Source organism: Flammeovirga yaeyamensis (genome assembly GCF_018736045.1).
GTDB lineage: Bacteria > Bacteroidota > Bacteroidia > Cytophagales > Flammeovirgaceae > Flammeovirga > Flammeovirga yaeyamensis.
In genome coordinates this window covers 256,712-275,628 of sequence record NZ_CP076132.1, presented here as the reverse complement: position 1 = coordinate 275,628, position 18,917 = coordinate 256,712, and the positions used below count along the sequence as shown (strand labels likewise).

Annotated in this window: 13 protein-coding genes; 5 read left to right on the top strand and 8 right to left on the bottom strand. The window is 35.9% G+C overall.

Features of this window, described 5'->3' with window-relative positions:
- Nucleotides 1-270 precede the first annotated feature (270 nt).
- Both KMW28_RS01025 and KMW28_RS01020 read left to right on the top strand, forming a co-directional pair.
- Nucleotides 271-867, top strand: a complete 597-nt coding sequence (locus tag KMW28_RS01025; protein WP_066210876.1) for a NifU family protein — start codon at nucleotides 271-273, stop codon at nucleotides 865-867.
- An 87-nt stretch (nucleotides 868-954) separates the two neighbouring features.
- Entirely contained in the window at nucleotides 955-1,497 is a 543-nt protein-coding gene (locus tag KMW28_RS01020; RefSeq protein WP_169664854.1) for a dihydrofolate reductase family protein, read from the top strand.
- Between the two features lie 64 nt (nucleotides 1,498-1,561).
- Here the strand turns inward: KMW28_RS01020 and KMW28_RS01015 are convergent, their stop codons facing one another.
- A complete protein-coding gene (locus tag KMW28_RS01015; RefSeq protein ID WP_169664855.1) occupies nucleotides 1,562-2,110 on the bottom strand; it encodes a DUF3124 domain-containing protein in 549 nt (182 codons plus the stop codon).
- 219 nt (nucleotides 2,111-2,329) lie between these two features.
- Nucleotides 2,330-4,543 (bottom strand): S46 family peptidase, encoded by a 2,214-nt coding sequence (locus tag KMW28_RS01010; protein WP_169664912.1) that lies wholly within the window; start codon nucleotides 4,541-4,543, stop codon nucleotides 2,330-2,332.
- 237 nt (nucleotides 4,544-4,780) lie between these two features.
- On the opposite strand from KMW28_RS01010, the gene KMW28_RS01005 reads away from it, so the two are divergent.
- Nucleotides 4,781-6,412, top strand: coding sequence for a tetratricopeptide repeat protein (locus KMW28_RS01005; RefSeq protein ID WP_169664856.1), 1,632 nt, complete (start codon nucleotides 4,781-4,783; stop codon nucleotides 6,410-6,412).
- A gap of 75 nt (nucleotides 6,413-6,487) precedes the next feature.
- On the opposite strand, the gene KMW28_RS01000 is transcribed toward KMW28_RS01005, so the two are convergent.
- Complete coding sequence (locus tag KMW28_RS01000; RefSeq protein ID WP_169664857.1) at nucleotides 6,488-7,525, bottom strand: polysaccharide lyase family 7 protein; 1,038 nt, start codon at nucleotides 7,523-7,525, stop codon at nucleotides 6,488-6,490.
- 247 nt (nucleotides 7,526-7,772) lie between these two features.
- Here KMW28_RS01000 and KMW28_RS00995 point away from each other — a divergent pair, with 247 nt between their 5' ends.
- Nucleotides 7,773-8,381: a hypothetical protein gene (locus KMW28_RS00995; RefSeq protein ID WP_169664858.1), complete on the top strand. Its 609-nt coding sequence runs from the start codon at nucleotides 7,773-7,775 to the stop codon at nucleotides 8,379-8,381.
- 106 nt (nucleotides 8,382-8,487) lie between these two features.
- Here KMW28_RS00995 and KMW28_RS00990 read toward each other — a convergent pair whose 3' ends face one another.
- From KMW28_RS00990 to rpsO, 4 genes are all read right to left on the bottom strand, one after another.
- Nucleotides 8,488-11,874 (bottom strand): Ig-like domain-containing protein, encoded by a 3,387-nt coding sequence (locus KMW28_RS00990; RefSeq protein ID WP_169664859.1) that lies wholly within the window; start codon nucleotides 11,872-11,874, stop codon nucleotides 8,488-8,490.
- Nucleotides 11,875-12,441: 567 nt separating this feature from the next.
- The gene (locus KMW28_RS00985; RefSeq protein ID WP_044207596.1) at nucleotides 12,442-13,305 is read right to left on the bottom strand and encodes a sigma-70 family RNA polymerase sigma factor; all 864 of its coding nucleotides are present in this window, start codon (nucleotides 13,303-13,305) and stop codon (nucleotides 12,442-12,444) included.
- 213 nt (nucleotides 13,306-13,518) lie between these two features.
- Nucleotides 13,519-15,795 (bottom strand): polyribonucleotide nucleotidyltransferase, encoded by a 2,277-nt coding sequence (pnp, locus tag KMW28_RS00980; RefSeq protein ID WP_169664860.1) that lies wholly within the window; start codon nucleotides 15,793-15,795, stop codon nucleotides 13,519-13,521.
- A 255-nt stretch (nucleotides 15,796-16,050) separates the two neighbouring features.
- Nucleotides 16,051-16,323, bottom strand: coding sequence for a 30S ribosomal protein S15 (gene rpsO, locus KMW28_RS00975; protein WP_169664861.1), 273 nt, complete (start codon nucleotides 16,321-16,323; stop codon nucleotides 16,051-16,053).
- Between the two features lie 421 nt (nucleotides 16,324-16,744).
- On the opposite strand from rpsO, the gene KMW28_RS00970 reads away from it, so the two are divergent.
- On the top strand, nucleotides 16,745-18,160 hold the full coding sequence (locus tag KMW28_RS00970) for a methyltransferase RsmF C-terminal domain-like protein (RefSeq protein WP_169664862.1): 1,416 nt from the start codon (nucleotides 16,745-16,747) through the stop codon (nucleotides 18,158-18,160).
- Nucleotides 18,161-18,547: 387 nt separating this feature from the next.
- Here the strand turns inward: KMW28_RS00970 and KMW28_RS00965 are convergent, their stop codons facing one another.
- Nucleotides 18,548-18,904, bottom strand: coding sequence for a MotA/TolQ/ExbB proton channel family protein (locus KMW28_RS00965; protein WP_183363947.1), 357 nt, complete (start codon nucleotides 18,902-18,904; stop codon nucleotides 18,548-18,550).
- Nucleotides 18,905-18,917: the final 13 nt, after the last annotated feature.

Genomic DNA, 18,917 nt, shown 5'->3' with positions numbered 1-18,917 from the left:
CTGTGTGTCCATTTGTATCGACACAACCACAAAAGTACAAAGTTGTTTTCCAATAATGAAATCCTATATCAAAAAGCAACATTTTTATAGTGATATTAGTTATCTATTAGACAAACAACTCATCTGTAGATGTTAATAATAACATTCACCCTATTTATGTGTTAATTTTTAAAAGAAAGTCTGTTTGATTTATCAAATTCTTTTGATTAAAAACATCTATATGTTTGTTTTGCCAAATATTGTGATTGCGAATATAAAATTCATATAAAAATGGAAAATTCAACAACAAATAGATCTCATCAAAATATAACTATATATACAGAAGCGAACCCTAACCCTAACTCGATGAAGTTCATGTTGAGCTTTATGTTGTTACAAGGTGGTGAAAGCTATGATTTTCCAAGTATAGAAGAAGCATCTGTTTCTCCATTGGCCAAAGAGTTATTTGGTTTTGAAGAAGTAGAAAGAGTTTTCTATATGAGTAATTTCATTACAATCACTAAAAAAGAAGGTTCGACAGATTGGATGGAGATCATTCCTAAATTCAAAGAGTTCTTAACTCAGTATTTTGAAGCGGAGAAGCCAATTTTCGAAGATGTTTCAGAAACTATTGTAGAAACAGCAGATTCTGAAGCAGTGAAAAAAATCAAGGGTGTTCTTGATGAGTACATCGCTCCTGCAGTAGAAACTGACGGTGGTGCTATCAAATTCCACTCTTTCGATGAAGAAACTGGCGTTGTGAAGGTATTACTTCAAGGTGCTTGTTCTGGATGTCCATCATCAACATTTACTTTAAAGATGAGTATCGAGAACTTATTAAAGAAAATGGTCCCTCAAGTAACAGAAGTAGTTGCAGAAGGTGTATAATAAAATATAACTGATCACATAGATCATTATTTAAATGCGATATTCTAATTAAATTAGGGTATCGCATTTTTCTTTAAAAACAAATCAATGGAAAATAGAAATATTGTATTTATCGCTAAGAGTTTGGATGGGTTTATTTCTGGGCCAAACGGAGAATTGGATTTCTTGAATTGTGTTCCCAATCCAGACCAAGAAGATGTTGGTTTTATGGATCTCATGGAGAGAATTGACGCTCTAGTGATGGGTAGAAATACCTTTACTACGGTTTGTAACTTTGGTGGTGAGTGGCCTTACCCTAAACCTGTATTTGTATTATCGAATACACTACAAGAAATTCCAGAAGAGTTCCAAGATAAAGCTATTATTGTAAATGGAGAACTTTCGGAATTAGTCGCCGACTTAAACTCTGAAGGTTTCCATAAACTATACATTGATGGTGGTTCTACGATACAAAGTTTCCTAAAAGAAGACTTAATTGATGAAATGATTATTTCTACAATGCCCATTTTAGTAGGTGGCGGTGTTCCTTTATTTGGAACTTTACCTAAATATATGATGTGGGATCATGTTGAATCAAAGCTTCTATTAGGTCAAATTACTCAGGATACCTATTATAGAAATAGAGGATAAATAATAAAGTCCAATTGAACTTCTAAATTCAATTGGACTTTTTTATTAAAATCAATCTAGGCAATTATTGTATGATCTCCTGAGCACTTGATGTAAATGCAAAACCATGTTGCCCGATATAACCTAGGTTAATCGCCTCGATAATTGGTTTATTCTTTAACTCATGTGGAGCTCCGTATTCTACAATAAAGTTAGCTCCCGCTCCACTTACTTTTTCTCTAAACTCTACAATATATTCTGCAGAACCCAAAGGTTTAATCTCTAGGTTTTTCTTTAAGTAATTCTTTAAAAGATTCCCATCACTATCGTAATAATCTATTTTAGTAAAGAAGAGACTTTCTGTTGGGCTTGTGTTTCTTAAACTCAACACTACCGTAAAGTAAATCTTACTCTTACCCGATTGATGGTACAGATTTGAATAAGAAGACACATAAAACGACTTCTTACCTACCAATTCTGGAGTATCTTTTTTATCAATATAATGTAAACTCTTTCTAGAAGTTTCTAAATGTATTTCTTCTATTGAGTTATTATTTTCTTGTTGTTGTGGCTGCTGACATCCAATAAAACAAAGTGATATTAAAGCAAGGGTTACTGCTGTTAGCCTTTTCATGGATATATATAGTTTTTCTATTATGTGAATTCTATTCCAAATAAGATTTGCTGCTCGAATTTTTTCCATTGATAGAACAAGTTGCTTTATCAATTCGATTGTGTGATCAGAAATCTATCACAATTTATAAAATCTCTTTCAGTTTTACTTTGCTTTCATAAAAAAACGGTACTTCAGTCGAAACCAAAGTACCGTTATCTATTTTTTCAGAGGGACCGATTAATACTTCTTAGGCATTAATGTCTCGTAAGCTTTACCTTTTGCAGGCTTACCTCCTACGATTGTCATCTCATCAATTAAGTTCTTAGCACCATATACTTTGTCCATAATCCAAAGTACATAACGAACGTCTACGTTGATACAACGTTGTAATTCTGGCTCAAAAGAAATATCACCTGACATTGCTTCCCAGTTACCATCAAACGCTAAACCAATCAATTCACCTTTACCGTTAATTACTGGAGAACCTGAGTTACCACCTGTAATATCGTTGTTTGTGATGAATGCGATTCTTAACTCACCGTTAGCATCAGCATATTGACCGAAGTCTTTCTTCACTACACCGTCTTTAATTTCTTTTGGAAGGATGAACTCATGGTTCTTAGGATCCTCTTTTTCCAATAGACCTTTTGATGTTGTGTAGTAAGCATAGAACATTGCATCACCAGGGATGTAGTCTTTTACTTGACCGTAAGTTAAACGCATAGTAGAATTCGCATTAGGGTAGTACGATTTACTAGGGTTCATTTCTCTGATCCCTTTCACATATAATCTGTTACCATCTGCTACTTTCAACTCTGCTTCTTGCTCGCCTTTAGCTACCGTTAAGTACGCTTGGAAGAACTCATCGTGTAACTCTTTCAACATGTCAGCATCATAAGCTTCTTTTGTTGGGTTGTTGATGAACGCTTCAGTTCTTGCTTTATCTGAGAAGATAGAAGTTGAATATGCTTTTTCAACATATGCTTCATAGCTACCATCAAATTCTCTTTCGATTTCTTCATAGATACCCGGTACTGGTAAGTTTTTATTTTCAGGACGATCCAATACTTCTTTGTATTTTCTTAAAAGAACTACTGCTAATTCTTTATCAGAAGCATAGTCATAATCCTTAAAGAAACCTTTTGATGCTTCTAAAGCTGCCTCTTGAGCTGCTTTTAATGACTCCGCAGAAGTTTCTTCGTTCGTTGCTTCAGCTACAAATCTTGCTGTTCTTCTTGCTTGCATTACTGCTTCCATTCTGAAAGCTCCTTGAGTAAGCAATACCATCGCTACACGACCGTCTCTTTTACCAGCATAACCTTCTTTCAACATATCAGTCACTTGACCGTACTCTGTCTTACGAGCTGCATCTTGAGCGATCCATTGGTTGAAATTCGCTTCTTCAGCTTGTTTTTTCTCGATTACGTGCTGACGCTTCAAACCTTTTGTTTGACCAATGAAGTACTTCCAATAGTTGGCTGTTGAAGCATACTTAGAAGCATATTGTAATCTTACTTTTGGATCTGCATCCATGTGCTTTCTCCAAGTTTTAAGGATAGCATCACGCATTTCAACAAATAGAGGGTTAAATACTTCGATTTGTTGTTTTACACCTTCTGATGTTAAGTAACGGTCTGTAGATCCTGGGTAACCCATAATCATTGCGAAATCGTCTTTTGCTACACCGTTAATAGAAACAGGTAAGTGATGTTTAGGAGTATAAGGTACGTTATCCTTAGAATATTTAGCTGGCTTATTGTCTTTGCTTGCGTAAACACGGAAAACAGAGAAGTCACCAGTGTGTCTTGGCCACATCCAGTTATCAGTATCACCACCGAATTTACCAACACCTTCTGGAGGGTTACCTACCAAACGGATATCGTCAAAACGCTCATAAACGAACATATAGAACTCATTACCTTCGAAGAAAGACTTCACAGATACTTCGTAGCTATCGTTGTTTAATTCTTTTTCTTTTTCAGCTTTAATTTGGTTCATCACCTCAGCTGCTTTCTTTTGTCTTTCTGCACCTTTAAGACCATCAAGTTCTTTATTTACTTGAGCAGAAACGTCGTCCATTCTTTGAAGGAAACGAACGAATAAACCATCAATTGGCTTTTCTTCGTCGAAAGATTTTGCAAAGAAACCGTTAGTTAGGTAATCATTTTCTACAGTAGAAACCGATTGGATACCGCCGTAACCACAGTGGTGGTTAGTAAAAATCATTCCTTTATCAGAAACAATTTCACCTGTACAGAATCCACCGAAATGAACAATTGCATCTTTAAGAGAGCTGTTATTGACACTATAAATCTCTTCAGCTGTTAATTTTAAACCCTCTTTTTTCATATCTACATAGTTCAATCTAGATACAAACATTGGAAGCCACATTCCTTCGTCTAGCGGCTTATTTTTCCCAAAATCAGAGGCTGTAGCTTGTAAAGACATCATCAGTACAAGCGCTAATTGCATGAATTTCTTCATCGTTTAGTATGGTTAGTAAATATTTCTATTAAATCTAACTGCAATTCTACCAAAAACTTATCAATAATCACATTAGGTCTAAGATTTGCATGAGTATTAAATGATCATTATGGACGTCTTTAAGATAGATTAACTAATTCACTATCATTATCGTAATTTTTGTAAGATGTTCTACACCTAGTTAATAAAAATACAACAACTGTCATGAACCGATCAATAAAGATTATCATTACATGTATTTTTCTTTTTTTTCTATTTTTTGAAAATAGTTTTGCCCAGGATTTTACTGCAAATTACAATACCGGGAAATTAGCGTACGAAAAGAAAAATTATAACAAAGCTATTCAAAGCTTACAAACTGCTAGACTTCAAGGTAAAGAATCTGTTGGGGATACCCATCCCGATTATATTCATACTATTGAATACTTGGCGTTGTCTTATCAATCTCAGAACGATCTTGGTAATGCAAATATCTATTTTCAATCTTTAGAAAAGCTACTCTACAAATCTGGGAATTCTGTTTCCGAAAAGATGTCGGAAACACAAATTAGAATTGCAGATAATAGCCTACACATGAAAAATTTTGCTCAAGCAAGTATTTATTATGAAAAAGGCGTAGCAACTACAGAAAAAGTAGCCGGAAAAGATTCTAAAGCCTATGCTTCTGCTTTGCATAAAAATGCACTTCTTTATGTAAAAGGAAGAAAGTACAAAGAGGCAGACGGAATGTATAGAACTTTAAACCCTATTGCTGAAAAACATCTTAAAGGAACTGCTGAATTCGCTAGTATCTTATCGGAACAAGCAGATATTTCTATGGGATTGAAGCATGTAGAGGAAGCCTCTATACAATTAAGTATGGCAATTTCTGAATATGAAAAAATAAATGCTCCAAAATCGTCTTATGTTGGGTTATACCTAAAAGAAGCTACTCTTCTAGAAAAAACAGGTAAAAATGCAGAGGCAATTACGGCCTATAAAAAATATGCTAAGAACCTTGGAGAAGCTTATGGTATCGACAATAAAAAATACCTTTCTGAGGTAGAAAGATTGGCGGTGCATGTAGATATGAAACTTCATTCTGAAAAAGATGCTTACGGTTTTATCAAAATGAAATCTGAAGGTATCAAAAAGAAAAATGGAGAAGAAAGCCTTGAGGCTGCAATTACGTATATAGAATTAGCTGAGTTAGAAATCAATCAAAAACAAATTGATGTTGCTTTATCAAATACTGAAAAAGCATTGGCTATCTATGAGGCGAAAGGAAAAACAAAATCACCGGAAGGTATTGCTGCTTTAATTACGAAAGCAAGAATAATGAACATCAAAGATGCTCCGGAAGCTGAAGAAACTTATAAAAAAATTATTGCCGATACTGAATCTGCTTTAGGTAAAGAACATACTACTTATGGTAAAGCCTTGGATAGTTTAGCATTCTTCTACATCGAAGCAAAACGTTTCGAAGAAGCTGAAAAAGCCATCACAGAAGGTATGACTGCTAGAGAAAAAAGTGTAGGTAAACAACATATCGATTACGGCAATTCTTTATACAGTTTAGCCACACTTTACTCGAGTCAAGATAGTTTAGAAAAGGCTGAAAAAGCATTGATTCAAGTTTCTAAAGTTCGAGAAGCCTATTATGGTGCCCTAACTTTAGAACACGCTACGTGTATTAAAGAACTAGGCGATTTATATAAAGATATGGGCGAAGAAAAATCGGCTGCTGCTTTAAAAACCTACCGTAGAGCTATTAATTTATTCGAAGGTATTGGTATGAAGGACAGCGATATTGTAAGAGATATTTATAAGAGTATTGATCATATTAATACGAGATAATTTCTCTTCTCAAAAAAGAAAGGCCTCAAAAGTTCTTATCAAACTTTTGAGGCCTTTTTATATATCATTAGGTTTTTATTGAGGTAAATACCCCTCACCTAAGCTAGCTTCCCTAAACCACACTTCAGCATAGGCTCCATTAGCATATTGTTTCTGTATATCTCCTCCAAAAGAGTCCGCTCCTGTATGCCACACAATATTTGCGTTAGGATCTTTCCCGTTTGTCTGATTATAGGCTCCTTGTTTGAAAATCTGCTTTTCTCCTGCATAAGCTTCGTTCTTCTCTATGCCATCACGACCAATAGAAGCATATAACTCATGTATTTGATCAGGAATTTTATCATAAGTCTCAAATTCTGATGATAGCAAATTTTTAGTGAAGCGAACAGTCGGATGTCCTTCGCTTTTAAACGTTAGATACATTATTCCTTTATAGACATTGACTTCGTAAGAAAACTCCTCTCCCAAGGCAATTCCTTCTTTAGGTTCTTCCGGAGATTGGTCTTTTTGATGTCCAACAACAGACATATCATATCCCCAAACTGCTTGAGAATAATCCCATCTTTTTCCATTATCACCTTCTGTGTTAATCTCATAATTCCAAAACACAGATCCTTTCTGATGACCAGGAAACTTTTTATAGAAGATCTTTAAAGGTTCATTTTCATGTCCTTCATCACTATGAATTTGTCCAATAACTACCGAATAGGAAGCAGCTACTCTTGCATCTCCTAATGTAGAAACGTGTTGTACTTTTAGTGTCCCTGTTAGTCTTCCGCCATCTTTAGGGTACCATCTTTTCTTTTCACCTAATTCAGTTCTTGTATTACTAGATGTTTTTGAAGTAATACCGGAATTAGGTGTTTTATAAACTACCCAATCCGTATTTCCATCATTTTGAACATAGAAAAAGTCTTTCTTTGCAAATTTCGTAAGATCGTCTGATCGGGTTCCATCGCCCAATAGTATTTTCCAATTCGACATAAATGGAATGACATCATTAGGGTATTCTTTTATGTCAGAAGCTTCATCATTTATTTTTTTAGTATTTGATGAACACCCAATAAATAGAATGCACCCTACTAATAAAAACAGGTTGATTAATTTAGTCATCTTTTTTGTTTGATTTAATTTCAGTAATTGATAGAGAGTTTCATTTCATTTTATATAATTGATAACTTACAAAAGATTATTCACTTTTATACTTTTTCAAAAAAATTCTATAAAAGTGTACTAATATAACATTGTAAAAACCACGAAATTTACCTTCGTATTGATTATCAATAATCACGGTTTAAAGTACTTTTTGTGGTATAATTATTGAATATTTTGGAGGCATAAAACACTAACATAAACTTCTATGGTAATCGTAAATATTTTAAATGTATTAATTCTTATTGCTCAAGCAATTCAACCATTAAATTCTGCAAAAGAGTTGATCTCTCCCCAAGAACAAAACATTTCTGTTGATGAGAATTTTTTAATTTCTGGTGTTTCTGTCGGTAAGTTTAAAGTAGGTCGAGAAATACCTGTCAACTTTGATCAATTCCAATTGTATAAGGACTCTAGAGAAATTCACTCAGAGGACGGCATACAATCACAAATTTATTATAATGTTTTCTACGGAGATGATGTTGTTATGCAGGTTACACCTCGTTACGATTACAACAAAAAAGCATGGGATCATAAAATCAGTGAAATAGTAATTCAATCCGATAAATTCAAGACAGCAAAAGGAATTGGAGTGAATTCTACTATAGAAGAATTTATCGCTCAATACCCCGACTATGAGATTTGGTACACCTACATTAGTGGTATCTATGTGATTGAATCGAAAAGTGAAAGAGCTCAATTTATGTTAGATGAAAATGATTTCACCGGTAAGATTGAAATCGAAAATGACCTTAATGTTTTAAGTAAAACCGACTTCAAACAAAATTCAAAAATAAAATCTATTAGATTATTCTAGCACCTTAAAGGTTCTTATAAATATTAAACTATAGTTTAATTAAAAAGCCTCACTTTATGCAAGTGAGGCTTCTTTTGTTACCGATAATTTGAAATTAAATTATCATTTATCTAACACTAATTTTCTTTCTAATATCTATTCCATTACCAAGTACTCTGATAAAGTAGATTCCTGTTCCCAAATTAGAAACATTCACCGCTGTTTTAGAAGATGCACTTACATTCTGTGTAGATACTGGAACTCCAGAAACATTGAAGATTGCTACTGTATAATCACCTTGTGGTAAACCTACAATATTTAAAACATCCGAAGCTGGCACAGGATATAATGTTACTTCAGGTTGTTCTGGTACAACTACTTCAGCAAATCTAGCAGAAGATGAAGTCGTAAATACTACCTTATCTAAATTCCATTGCCAAGCGTGGGAGCCTGAAGCTGTAATTGTTAGTGTATGTGTTCCTGCTGTTAAGGCAATTGCACCACCGTCTAAACTTGTGTAAGCATCCCATTGTCCATTGTTTGGAACATCTGTCACCGTAGTTAATCCATCTATTTCTAAAGTAATTTGTGCGTTATCTGATGGTGTAGATATAAAGTATTCAATAGAATAAATACCATCTGCTGGAACATTAACAGTGTAAGTTGTCCAATCACCTGAGTTCACCCAATTGATGTTGTTCGCTGTAGCATTTACTCCATTTCCTGGTCCACCCCAAGCAGCATCGTTTGTTGTACCACCTGTTGCATCAAATAATTCAGCTTCAACAATTATTTCATGATCTTCAACCGTGACAGGAGCTACTGTTACTTGTGCCACTGCAGTATAATTACCATCATTAGTTTCTACTGTTATCGTAGTAGTACCTGCACTTACTGCCGTAACCACACCATTTGATACTGTAGCGATTGCATCGTTATCTGAATACCAAATTACTGATGTATCATCTGCATTAGCTGGTGCTACTGTTTCCGATAAAGTAGCAGAACTTCCAGCAATTAATGATATTGCTGTCTGATCTAAAGACACTCCTGTTACATAAATTGGATCTGGTGCTCCTCCTGATGTTGTTGGTGTTAAAGTGAAATAATCCATATTCCATTCCCAACCATTAGAACCAGCACCTTCTAATTTAATTTTATTGTTACCTGTTAAAGTGATGTTATCTGTTGCTTTCACAGATTCAAAACCATCCCAATTTCCGTTGTTGGGTACATTATAAGTACCTACTTCAACATCATCAACATATACTTTAATCGCTGCTCCTGATACTGCTGTTCCTACAAAGAATTCTAGTTCATACTCACCGTCGAATTGAACTACATATTCTGCCCAATCACCTGTTTGATTGTAATTAGTGGCCGTTACCCCATTCACAGAATAAATTTCAAATCCTCCATAAGCTCCACCTGTAGCTACAAAATCTTCCGCTTCAATAACACTATGGTTTGGAGGAGTCACCACAGTATCCGAAGTACCTGTTACTTGAACTGTTACTGCATCTCCACCTTCAACACTAGTTATTGATATTGTTGCTGTTCCTTCTGCCACAAAACAAACAGATCCATTTGTATCTACAGTAGCTACCGAAGTATTACTAGATACATAATTTACTGATTGATCTAAAGTGGTACCATCACACGTTTCTCCAACTGTCTGAGTCGTTAATTGAATACACTCTCCTACTTTAGCAGACGTCTCTGATGATGTTATAATTACTGTTGGTGTTTCTGGAACACACACTTTTTCTTCTACAGTGATGGTTGCTGATGAAGTAAAACCTCCATCTGAAGTAGTAGCTGTAATAGATACTGTACCTTGAGTCACACCCGTTACCGTACCATTAGGCGAAACAGTAGCAATGCCCTCATCACTTGATGACCAAGAAACAGATTTAAACGTTGCATTAGCTGGTGCAACAACCGCACTCAAACTTAATACATCTCCTTCGGTTACTGTTCCTACAGTTGGAGTTACACTTACTCCCGTTACATAAACAGTATCAATTTCTGCTTCTAAAACTGTTACTTCAATATGGTCAGAATGTCCGCCATCTTGAGAAATTACAGTTACTGTAGTGGTACCTGCTTTTAGAGGAGCAATTAAACCGTTTGCCCCTACAAAGGCTACTGAAGGATTTTCTGACTCCCAAAGTACTCTTTGATCTGTTGCATCTGCTGGAGTGAAAATAGGATCAATAGTGATATCCTGTCCTACATTTAACGTTACAGAAGTTTCTGCAATATCGATGCTTTGCACAGGGTTTGGAACTGCATCTCCTACTACTTCTACTTTACAACGAGCAAAGAAACCACCATCTTGAGTCGTTACATCTGCAGTCACAATACCTTTTGATATTGCTCTCACAACACCTTCTCCATTAACAGTAGCAATCATTGGGTTACTTGTCGTCCAAGAAACTGCTTTTTTAGTGGCATTAGCAGGTAAAATCACATGATCAAGATCAAATGTTTCCCCAGGTTGTAAGATAATTTCTTGTTCAGAAATTGACACTTCTTCCACAGGAACTACACCTGTTTCTGGAATGACATTATATAATCTCACCCAGTCAATTAAATAGAAGTTTCTTCCGTTGGCATCATCTAAATCTTCATTTGTTGGCCAAATATTCAACTCTGTCAACCAATCTTGTTGCTCCATATTGATAATGATATGCTGAGGTTTACTTAAACCTGTTCCTTCAGTATATCCAAATTTATCTAAGGCATCAAATTCAGTATAAACTGTTTGTAACTCTCCTTTTTCGTCTAAGTAAGAGTGTTCATGACTCTTCACTGTTCTTACCCAACGACCGTTGATATAATATTCAACATGATGAGGATTTACCCAATACACACCAATTCTCAACCAGTCGTCGTGCCATGTAGTTCTATCTTCTTCCCAGTACCAAGTACCTTTTACTCCGTGCTCATCACGTGGTTGGTAATCTTGGAAAGGATCTCTAATGAATGTATGGTGAGATAAGTGAATTCTCTGATCTAACCAACCTCCATCTTCTTGAACATTTGGATACGATTCCAACATATCCAATTCTTCTGTTTCATCTTGACTAATCATCCAGATGTTTGCCGCTAACATACAACTAGGTTGTTTCACTCTAGCTTCCATAAACATTGGATAACTGAAGGCTGCTTTTGATGAAATACAGCCTGTATAGATAATATTCTGATTATCTTTTGCAGCATGAATGACCAAATTACCATCTGATGTCCAAAAGTGATCTTTGTGATAAGAAGTGGCAGAAGGTCCTGAGAAGCCATTGATATACAATTCATTCCATCGGCTATCAAATTCTTCTCCTCTGTTGGAACTGTTCGATTGATAGTTAAATCCATCAGAAACAGGGTCTAATTCCCATACCATTCCTTCAGGAAGTTCAGCTGGAATTGGCACACCATCCCAATCGTATTGGGCATGTGCACTAAATGCGACACAGCAAATGGCTGCCATCACAAAAAGTCTAAGTTTTTTCATAATAGAATTTTGATAAGTAATAATTCGGAGGCAAGAGAAATTTTCATCTTTCAAATGCCTAAAAAAGTAAGGTTGGGGAAACCTATTGTGGCGTATAACTCGATAAAAATTAACCAAATTATAAGATGGGACTGTCGTAAAACATTCACCTCATCATATAAAGATGTGGTGGAAGCTAAAGTCCCCTAAATTTGCTGTAAGTAAAATCTTTCATTTCAAGTGTAGTAATTTTCAAAGCTAGTATTCAATTCATTTCACATCACTTATATCGCTCATTATCAAATGCAATGATGACATAATTGATACTGTAAATATCATAATACATACTGTATTTTTAGTAGATTACCACTCGATCAAAACTATACAATGAATGATCAGTAAACGAAATTACTGTACAATCAAATAGCACAAACCACTACTAATCAATTTGTTAGATAATTCTCTATTTTATTAAAAACTAGATTTTAAGAAGGAATCAAATCGGTGTTTTTTGGGCATAAAAAAACAGCACATCTCCATTTTAAAGATGCGCTGTTCTTATTTTTTGTAGAAACTTTAAATAGAATATTATCCTAAGTAAGGTTTCAATGCTTTACTTCTTGAAGTATGACGAAGACGTCTAATCGCTTTTTCTTTGATCTGACGTACACGCTCACGTGTTAAATTGAATTTCTCTCCAATTTCTTCTAAAGTCATAGAATGCTCTCCGTTTAATCCGAAGTATAGAGTAATTACATCTGCCTCACGTTTTGTTAGCGTAGAAAGGGCACGTTGTACTTCTTTACGTAAAGAGTCATTCATCAACTCTGTATCTGGCTTCTCCTCCATATCGTTCTCAAGTACGTCGTAAAGGTTGTTTTCCTCGCCTTGTACGAAAGGAGCATCCATAGATACGTGACGACCAGAAATTTTCATTGTATCTACAACTTCGTTTGTAGTTACATCTAAAACTTCTGCTAATTCGTCCGGAGAAGGCTCACGTTCATAACGTTGTTCCAATTCAGAGAAAGTTTTTGAAATCTTGTTCAAAGAACCTACTCTGTTAAGAGGTAAACGTACGATACGTGACTGCTCTGCTAATGCTTGAAGAATAGATTGTCTAATCCACCAAACAGCATAGGAGATAAACTTAAAACCACGCGTTTCGTCGAAACGTTGGGCAGCTTTAATTAAACCCAAGTTACCCTCGTTAATCAAGTCACCTAAAGAAAGTCCCTGATTTTGATATTGCTTGGCTACTGACACTACGAAACGTAAGTTCGCTTTTGTCAATTTTTCCAATGCAATTTGGTCTCCCTCACGAATTTGTTTTGCAAGAGTTACTTCTTCATCAGGTGTTAGCAGGTCAACCTTACCAATTTCTTGTAAGTACTTGTCCAGCGATTGTGACTCCCTGTTCGTGATCTGTTTACTGATCTTGAGTTGTCTCATCCGTTCTTTATTATTAGAATTTTGTCAGCAATAACTATAATATAATAATTAATGCTGACAAAACATTTATACTGAGTAAGTTAAAACCGCAAAAAACGTGCAGTTCTATACATCCTACATTATTGACTAAAAAAAGACATAAAAAGTTTTGTAAAACCTCACAATATTTCTAAATCAAGCGAGGTTTTACAGCACTGTCTTTCAATAGTTTAATTATCTTCTATTGTAACCTCCACGGTCATCTCTTCTACCGCCACGGTCACCACCACGACGATCATCTCTTCTACCACCTCGGTCGCCACCGCGATCAAAACTTCTTCTCTCACGTGGAGGAGGAGGAGTATAACCTTCTGGCATTGGAAGAAGTGCCTTACGAGATAATTTGAATTTACCTGTCTTAGGATCGACCTCTAATAGTTTAACATCAATTGTCTCACCTACGTTCAAGATACCTTCAACGCTATCTGTTCTTTCCCAAGCAATTTCAGAGATATGTAATAAACCTTCTTTACCTGGCATAAACTCGATAAACGCACCGAAAGGTTGTAAAGATTTCACTTTACCAGTGTAAGTCTCTCCAACTTCTGGCTGAGCAACGATAGCTTTTACTCTACCAATTGCACCATCCATTGCTTCTTTATCAGTAGCAAAGAAAGATACTTTACCTTGGTTCTCCACTTCTTCGATAACGATAGTAGCACCAGTGTCTTTTTGGATCTCTTGGATCACTTTACCACCTGGTCCAATTACAGCACCGATTAAGTCTTGAGGGATCATCATTACAGCACTACGAGGAGCGTGAGGTTTAAGATCTGCTCTAGATTCTTTGATTACCTCATCCATTACGCCACGAATGTGTGCTCTACCTCTATTTGCTTGCTCTAAAGCTTGTTTTAATACTTCGTAAGGAAGACCGTCAACTTTAATATCCATTTGACAAGCCGTAATACCTTTTTCAGTACCTGTTACTTTAAAGTCCATATCACCTAAGTGATCTTCGTCTCCTAAGATATCAGAAAGAATAGCATACTTCAACTTACCTGTTTCAGGATCATTTTCAGAAATCATACCCATTGCGATACCAGAAACTGTACCTGTGATATTCACACCTGCATCCATTAATGCTAATGAACCAGCACAAACTGTTGCCATTGAAGACGAACCGTTTGATTCAAGAATATCAGAAACGATACGAATAGTATATGGATTTTCGTCTTCTGGAGGAAGAACTCTTTCCAAGGCTCTGTGACCTAAGTTACCGTGACCTACTTCTCTACGTCCAGGACCTCTGTTTGGTCTTACCTCACCAGTTGAGAAACCAGGGAAGTTGTAGTGAAGAATAAATTTACTAGTACCTGAAGTCATCGCACTATCCAACATTTGCTCGTCCATTTTAGTACCAAGCGTTACTGTTGTTAATGATTGAGTTTCACCACGAGTAAATAAAGCAGAACCGTGTGCCGAAGGTAGAACGTCTACTTCTGGAACGATTGGTCTTACTTCTTCTAAATCACGACCGTCTAAACGGTTTTTCGTATTCAATACTAAATCACGAGACGCTTTCTTCTCACATTTAGCAATGTATCTTTTGATTAGCGGTAGCTTCTCTTCAGTTTCTTCACCTTCAGGTAAAGCTTCTAAATAAGCTTTTTTCACTTCAGTGAAAGCGGCTTTACGCTCAGATTTACCTTTGATACCTTGAGCTGCTACTGCATACAATTTATCATATAAAGCAGTGAAAACTTCTTCTTTCAATTCTTCGTCTTCCACGTCGCCTTCGAATTCTCTGAATCCTTCAACGCCTGCTGCTGCTCTTAATTCTACTTGAAGTGCACATTGAGTTTTGATGACTTCATGACCTACTTTAATTGCTTCGATCATTTCGTCTTCACCCACTTCTTGCATTTCACCTTCCACCATTGTGATGTTTTCAGCTGTAGCACCGATCATTAGATCTAGTGTACATCCTTCCATTTGTGCTGGTGTAGGGTTTACGATGTATTCACCGTTGGTGTCTTTGATTACTCTTACCTCAGAGATAGGACCATCAAAAGGAATATCTGTGATCGATAATGCTGCAGATGCTGCAAATGCTACTAATGCATCTGGTAAAGCTTCTTGATCTGCAGAGATCATAGAAATCATGATTTGAGTATCATGATAATAGTCTGATGGGAATAATGGACGAATTGCACGGTCAACTAAACGAGAGATCAAAATTTCTCTATCGCTTAAACGACCTTCTCTTTTCAAGAAACCACCTGGGATTTTACCTGCAGAGGCAAATTTTTCTTGGTAATCAACTGAAAGTGGCAAAAAGTCTGCTCCTTCTCGTTTGTCTGGGTTAGAAACTACAGTTGCCAATAACATTGTGTTTCCCATTCTCAAGACAATAGAACCATCTGCTTGTCTTGCCATTCTGCCGGTCTCTAAACTGATCTCACGACCGTCAGGTAGGGCAACTGTTTTTTTAATCACGTTTTCAAACATCGTAATTGTGTTGTGTTTTTTTATTTCTTCATCATAAAGCAGGTATTCAAGGATCGAGTCCTACCCGCTGTCAAAATTCGGCTAGTAAAAGCTTTCTTTTTCCAACCCAAAAATTTAGTCATTTTTTCTACGGATTACACACCTTTTCTCATTTATTTTAAAAAAATGATAAACAAAAAATGAAGTGGCATCTTATACGCAAAAAGGGAATTCCAAAAAATGGAATCCCCTGAGTGATACTTTTGTACCAAAAAATTACTTTCTGATACCAAGCTCTTTGATGATCGCTCTGTAACGGTTGATGTCTTTTTTAGCAACATAGTCCAACATAGAACGACGCTTACCTACAAGTTTCATCAAACCACGACGAGTTGAGTGATCCTTTTTGTTTTCTTTTAAGTGCTCAGTTAAGTGCGAGATACGCTTAGTAAACAAAGCAATTTGAGCTTCTGGCGAACCAGTGTCATTTCCGTCTTTACCGAACTTAGCAAAGATTTCTTTCTTGTACTCAGGGCTTAAGTAATCCATAACCACAAATTAGTTTTGCGAAAAAACTTGAACTTCACGATGATGATCTCTTTTGACAGCGATACCGCGTGTCGAAATCATTTACACTCAATTCGTAGTATTTCGAATGTTAAACAAAATTTTCAGGGTGCAAAACTAGATAACTTTTCAATAAAAAGCGAATAATATTCAACATATCTGTATTCATTAACGAAAAAACACAATATTCGTATTCTGAATGGGTTAGAACTCGAGTTCAACTCTTAAAATGTACATCAAATGATCGAAAAGAAGGTAAAAATAAACGCTAACTGATGTTACTATAATCAATGTTATGTTCCTTTATTTTTATCTTTGCAAACCGAATTCAAAGAAATACTTATCAAATTCGAATAACTATTTCTAAAATTCAGTGCATAGATCAATCAAATTATAATAAAGAATGGCAAATAGATCTGAAAATCTCCCTAAAAAATTTACAGATAGACTTAGTGGTCAACTTTCTGCAGAAGATTTCGAATCTTTTAAAGAAGCAATTGATGGAGATGTTCCCGTTTCCTACAGAGTCAATCCATTTAAGCCTGCTGAAATCGAATTTTCAGACACAACACCTGTGCCTTGGTGCGATGAGGCAAGATATATTGCCAAGCGTCCTTCTTTCGCTGAAGATCCTTTGATTTTTGCAGGTGCTTACTATGTACAAGAGGCTTCTTCTATGTTTTTATGGAAAGCCCTTACACAACATGCACCACTTGATAAAGACATTAAAGTGTTGGATTTATGTGCGGCACCTGGAGGAAAAAGTACGCTAATCAACTCTTTATTGACGGAAAAAAGTATGCTGGTTTCTAACGAAATCGTTGGAAAGAGGTCATTACCTTTAATTGATAACCTTGTCCGTTGGGGGAACCCGAACACTATCGTTACAGGAAACTACGCCGAAAATTTCGCTCAATTAAGAGAATATTTTGATGTGATTGTGACTGATGCTCCTTGTTCTGGTGAGGGGATGTTCAGAAAAGATCCAAAAGCAGCTGATCTTTGGTCGCCTTCATTGGTAGAATCGTGTGCAAACGTACAAATTGATATCGTCAACCACATTCCAAGAGCATTGAAAATGGGTGGACTATACATATATAGTACATGTACCTTTGCTCCAGAAGAAAACGAGCAACGCCTAGAGCAAATTCTCGACACAGGAGAATTCGAACCTCTAGAAGTTGATTTCGACCCAGCTTGGGGTATCACAAAAATAGAAGTAGAGAAAAACGGAGAGAAAGCCACTGGCTACCGTTTCATTTTCCATAAAACAAAAGGTGAAGGTTTATTCTTAGCGGCCTTCAGAAAGAAAGGTGAAGAAGCGAGAACGCAAAAGTTCAGCATCTCTCCAAAGAAAATAAAATCCATCTTCATGGTCAGAAAGAGAGAATCTGAAGACCTTAGAAAATGGCTTAAAAACGGAAAAGATTACGAGTTTTATCAAGATGATAGAGAAGAAGTGTTTGCTATCCCTTCTCATATGGTCCAAGATTTCAAGATCTTAACTGTAAGTCAGAAAGTAAGACACCAAGGGATCAAAATGGGACGTTTCAATAAGAAAAACAACGAATTGATTCCTGACCATGAGCTTGCCGTATCCAATATTGTCGCCGAAAATATCCCTCGCCAAGAAGTAGAATACAGAGATGCTATCAATTTCTTAAAGAAACAAGAGATGTCTATCCGTTCTATCGACGGTGTGAAGAAAGGTTGGGCGATCATCACTTATAAAGGATTAGCATTAGGATGGGTGAAGGCGTTGCCGAACCGATTGAACAACTATTATCCGTCGGAATTGAGACTTAGAAAAGACGTGTAGGTTAGGTAGCAGGTAGCAGGTAGCAGGTAGCAGGTAGCAGGTAGCAGGTAGCAAAATTAACGCTCGTTTTTAACTAAGGAACTAAGGAACGAAGAAACTAAGGGTGAGATTATTCTATGGGGATAGGGTATCATAAACCTCAAAATTCATTCCTGCGGATATTTTTTGTTAAGAGATAAACTATTAATATTAACACCTTTGATATCATTGAAATCTACCAAAGAAAAATAGTACAAAAACAGATGAACTAATCACGTTTTTAATTTTTCATTCTTCATTTTTAATTTAAAAAAAACGCTTTGCTTCAACTTATAGACATCATGAAGTACTCTTCTAAATAAGTCTAATAAGAAAAAGCAAAGCGTTTTTATATAGAGATTTTCGTTGTTATTCTGATTTTGCTGTTGCCTGGAGAATGATACCAGCAATTCTTGAGATCAAGAAGATGAGAAAACCGTAAAGTGTGGTGATCATAGATACTTTTATACCTCCTGCTAATAATGCTAGTGGGACTCCTCCGGCTGCTTCAATAGCAATCATTGCGCTGTAAAGACCTATTAATTGACCAAAAATACCTACTACTAGAGCCAATGTTCCAAACTCTTTCATAAGTACCATTGATTTTTTTTGAGAAACTTTTCCTCTTCTCATTATGGTTAGGACCAGAAAAAATACCATGAATCCACCTACAATAGTTAGTGTACTCATAAATTCATAACCTCCCTGATAAAATAAATCTAACATAACTGTTTTCTTT

Coding starts and splice junctions, on each gene's coding strand:
- KMW28_RS01005 (WP_169664856.1), top strand. CDS start 4,781: ATGAACCGATCAATAAAGATTATCATTACATGTATTTTTCTTTTTTTT.
- KMW28_RS01000 (WP_169664857.1), bottom strand. CDS start 7,525: ATGACTAAATTAATCAACCTGTTTTTATTAGTAGGGTGCATTCTATTT.
- KMW28_RS00985 (WP_044207596.1), bottom strand. CDS start 13,305: ATGAGACAACTCAAGATCAGTAAACAGATCACGAACAGGGAGTCACAA.
- rpsO (WP_169664861.1), bottom strand. CDS start 16,323: ATGGATTACTTAAGCCCTGAGTACAAGAAAGAAATCTTTGCTAAGTTC.
- KMW28_RS00995 (WP_169664858.1), top strand. CDS start 7,773: ATGGTAATCGTAAATATTTTAAATGTATTAATTCTTATTGCTCAAGCA.
- KMW28_RS00970 (WP_169664862.1), top strand. CDS start 16,745: ATGGCAAATAGATCTGAAAATCTCCCTAAAAAATTTACAGATAGACTT.
- pnp (WP_169664860.1), bottom strand. CDS start 15,795: ATGTTTGAAAACGTGATTAAAAAAACAGTTGCCCTACCTGACGGTCGT.
- KMW28_RS01025 (WP_066210876.1), top strand. CDS start 271: ATGGAAAATTCAACAACAAATAGATCTCATCAAAATATAACTATATAT.
- KMW28_RS01020 (WP_169664854.1), top strand. CDS start 955: ATGGAAAATAGAAATATTGTATTTATCGCTAAGAGTTTGGATGGGTTT.
- KMW28_RS01010 (WP_169664912.1), bottom strand. CDS start 4,543: ATGATGTCTTTACAAGCTACAGCCTCTGATTTTGGGAAAAATAAGCCG.
- KMW28_RS01015 (WP_169664855.1), bottom strand. CDS start 2,110: ATGAAAAGGCTAACAGCAGTAACCCTTGCTTTAATATCACTTTGTTTT.
- KMW28_RS00990 (WP_169664859.1), bottom strand. CDS start 11,874: ATGAAAAAACTTAGACTTTTTGTGATGGCAGCCATTTGCTGTGTCGCA.
- KMW28_RS00965 (WP_183363947.1), bottom strand. CDS start 18,904: ATGTTAGATTTATTTTATCAGGGAGGTTATGAATTTATGAGTACACTA.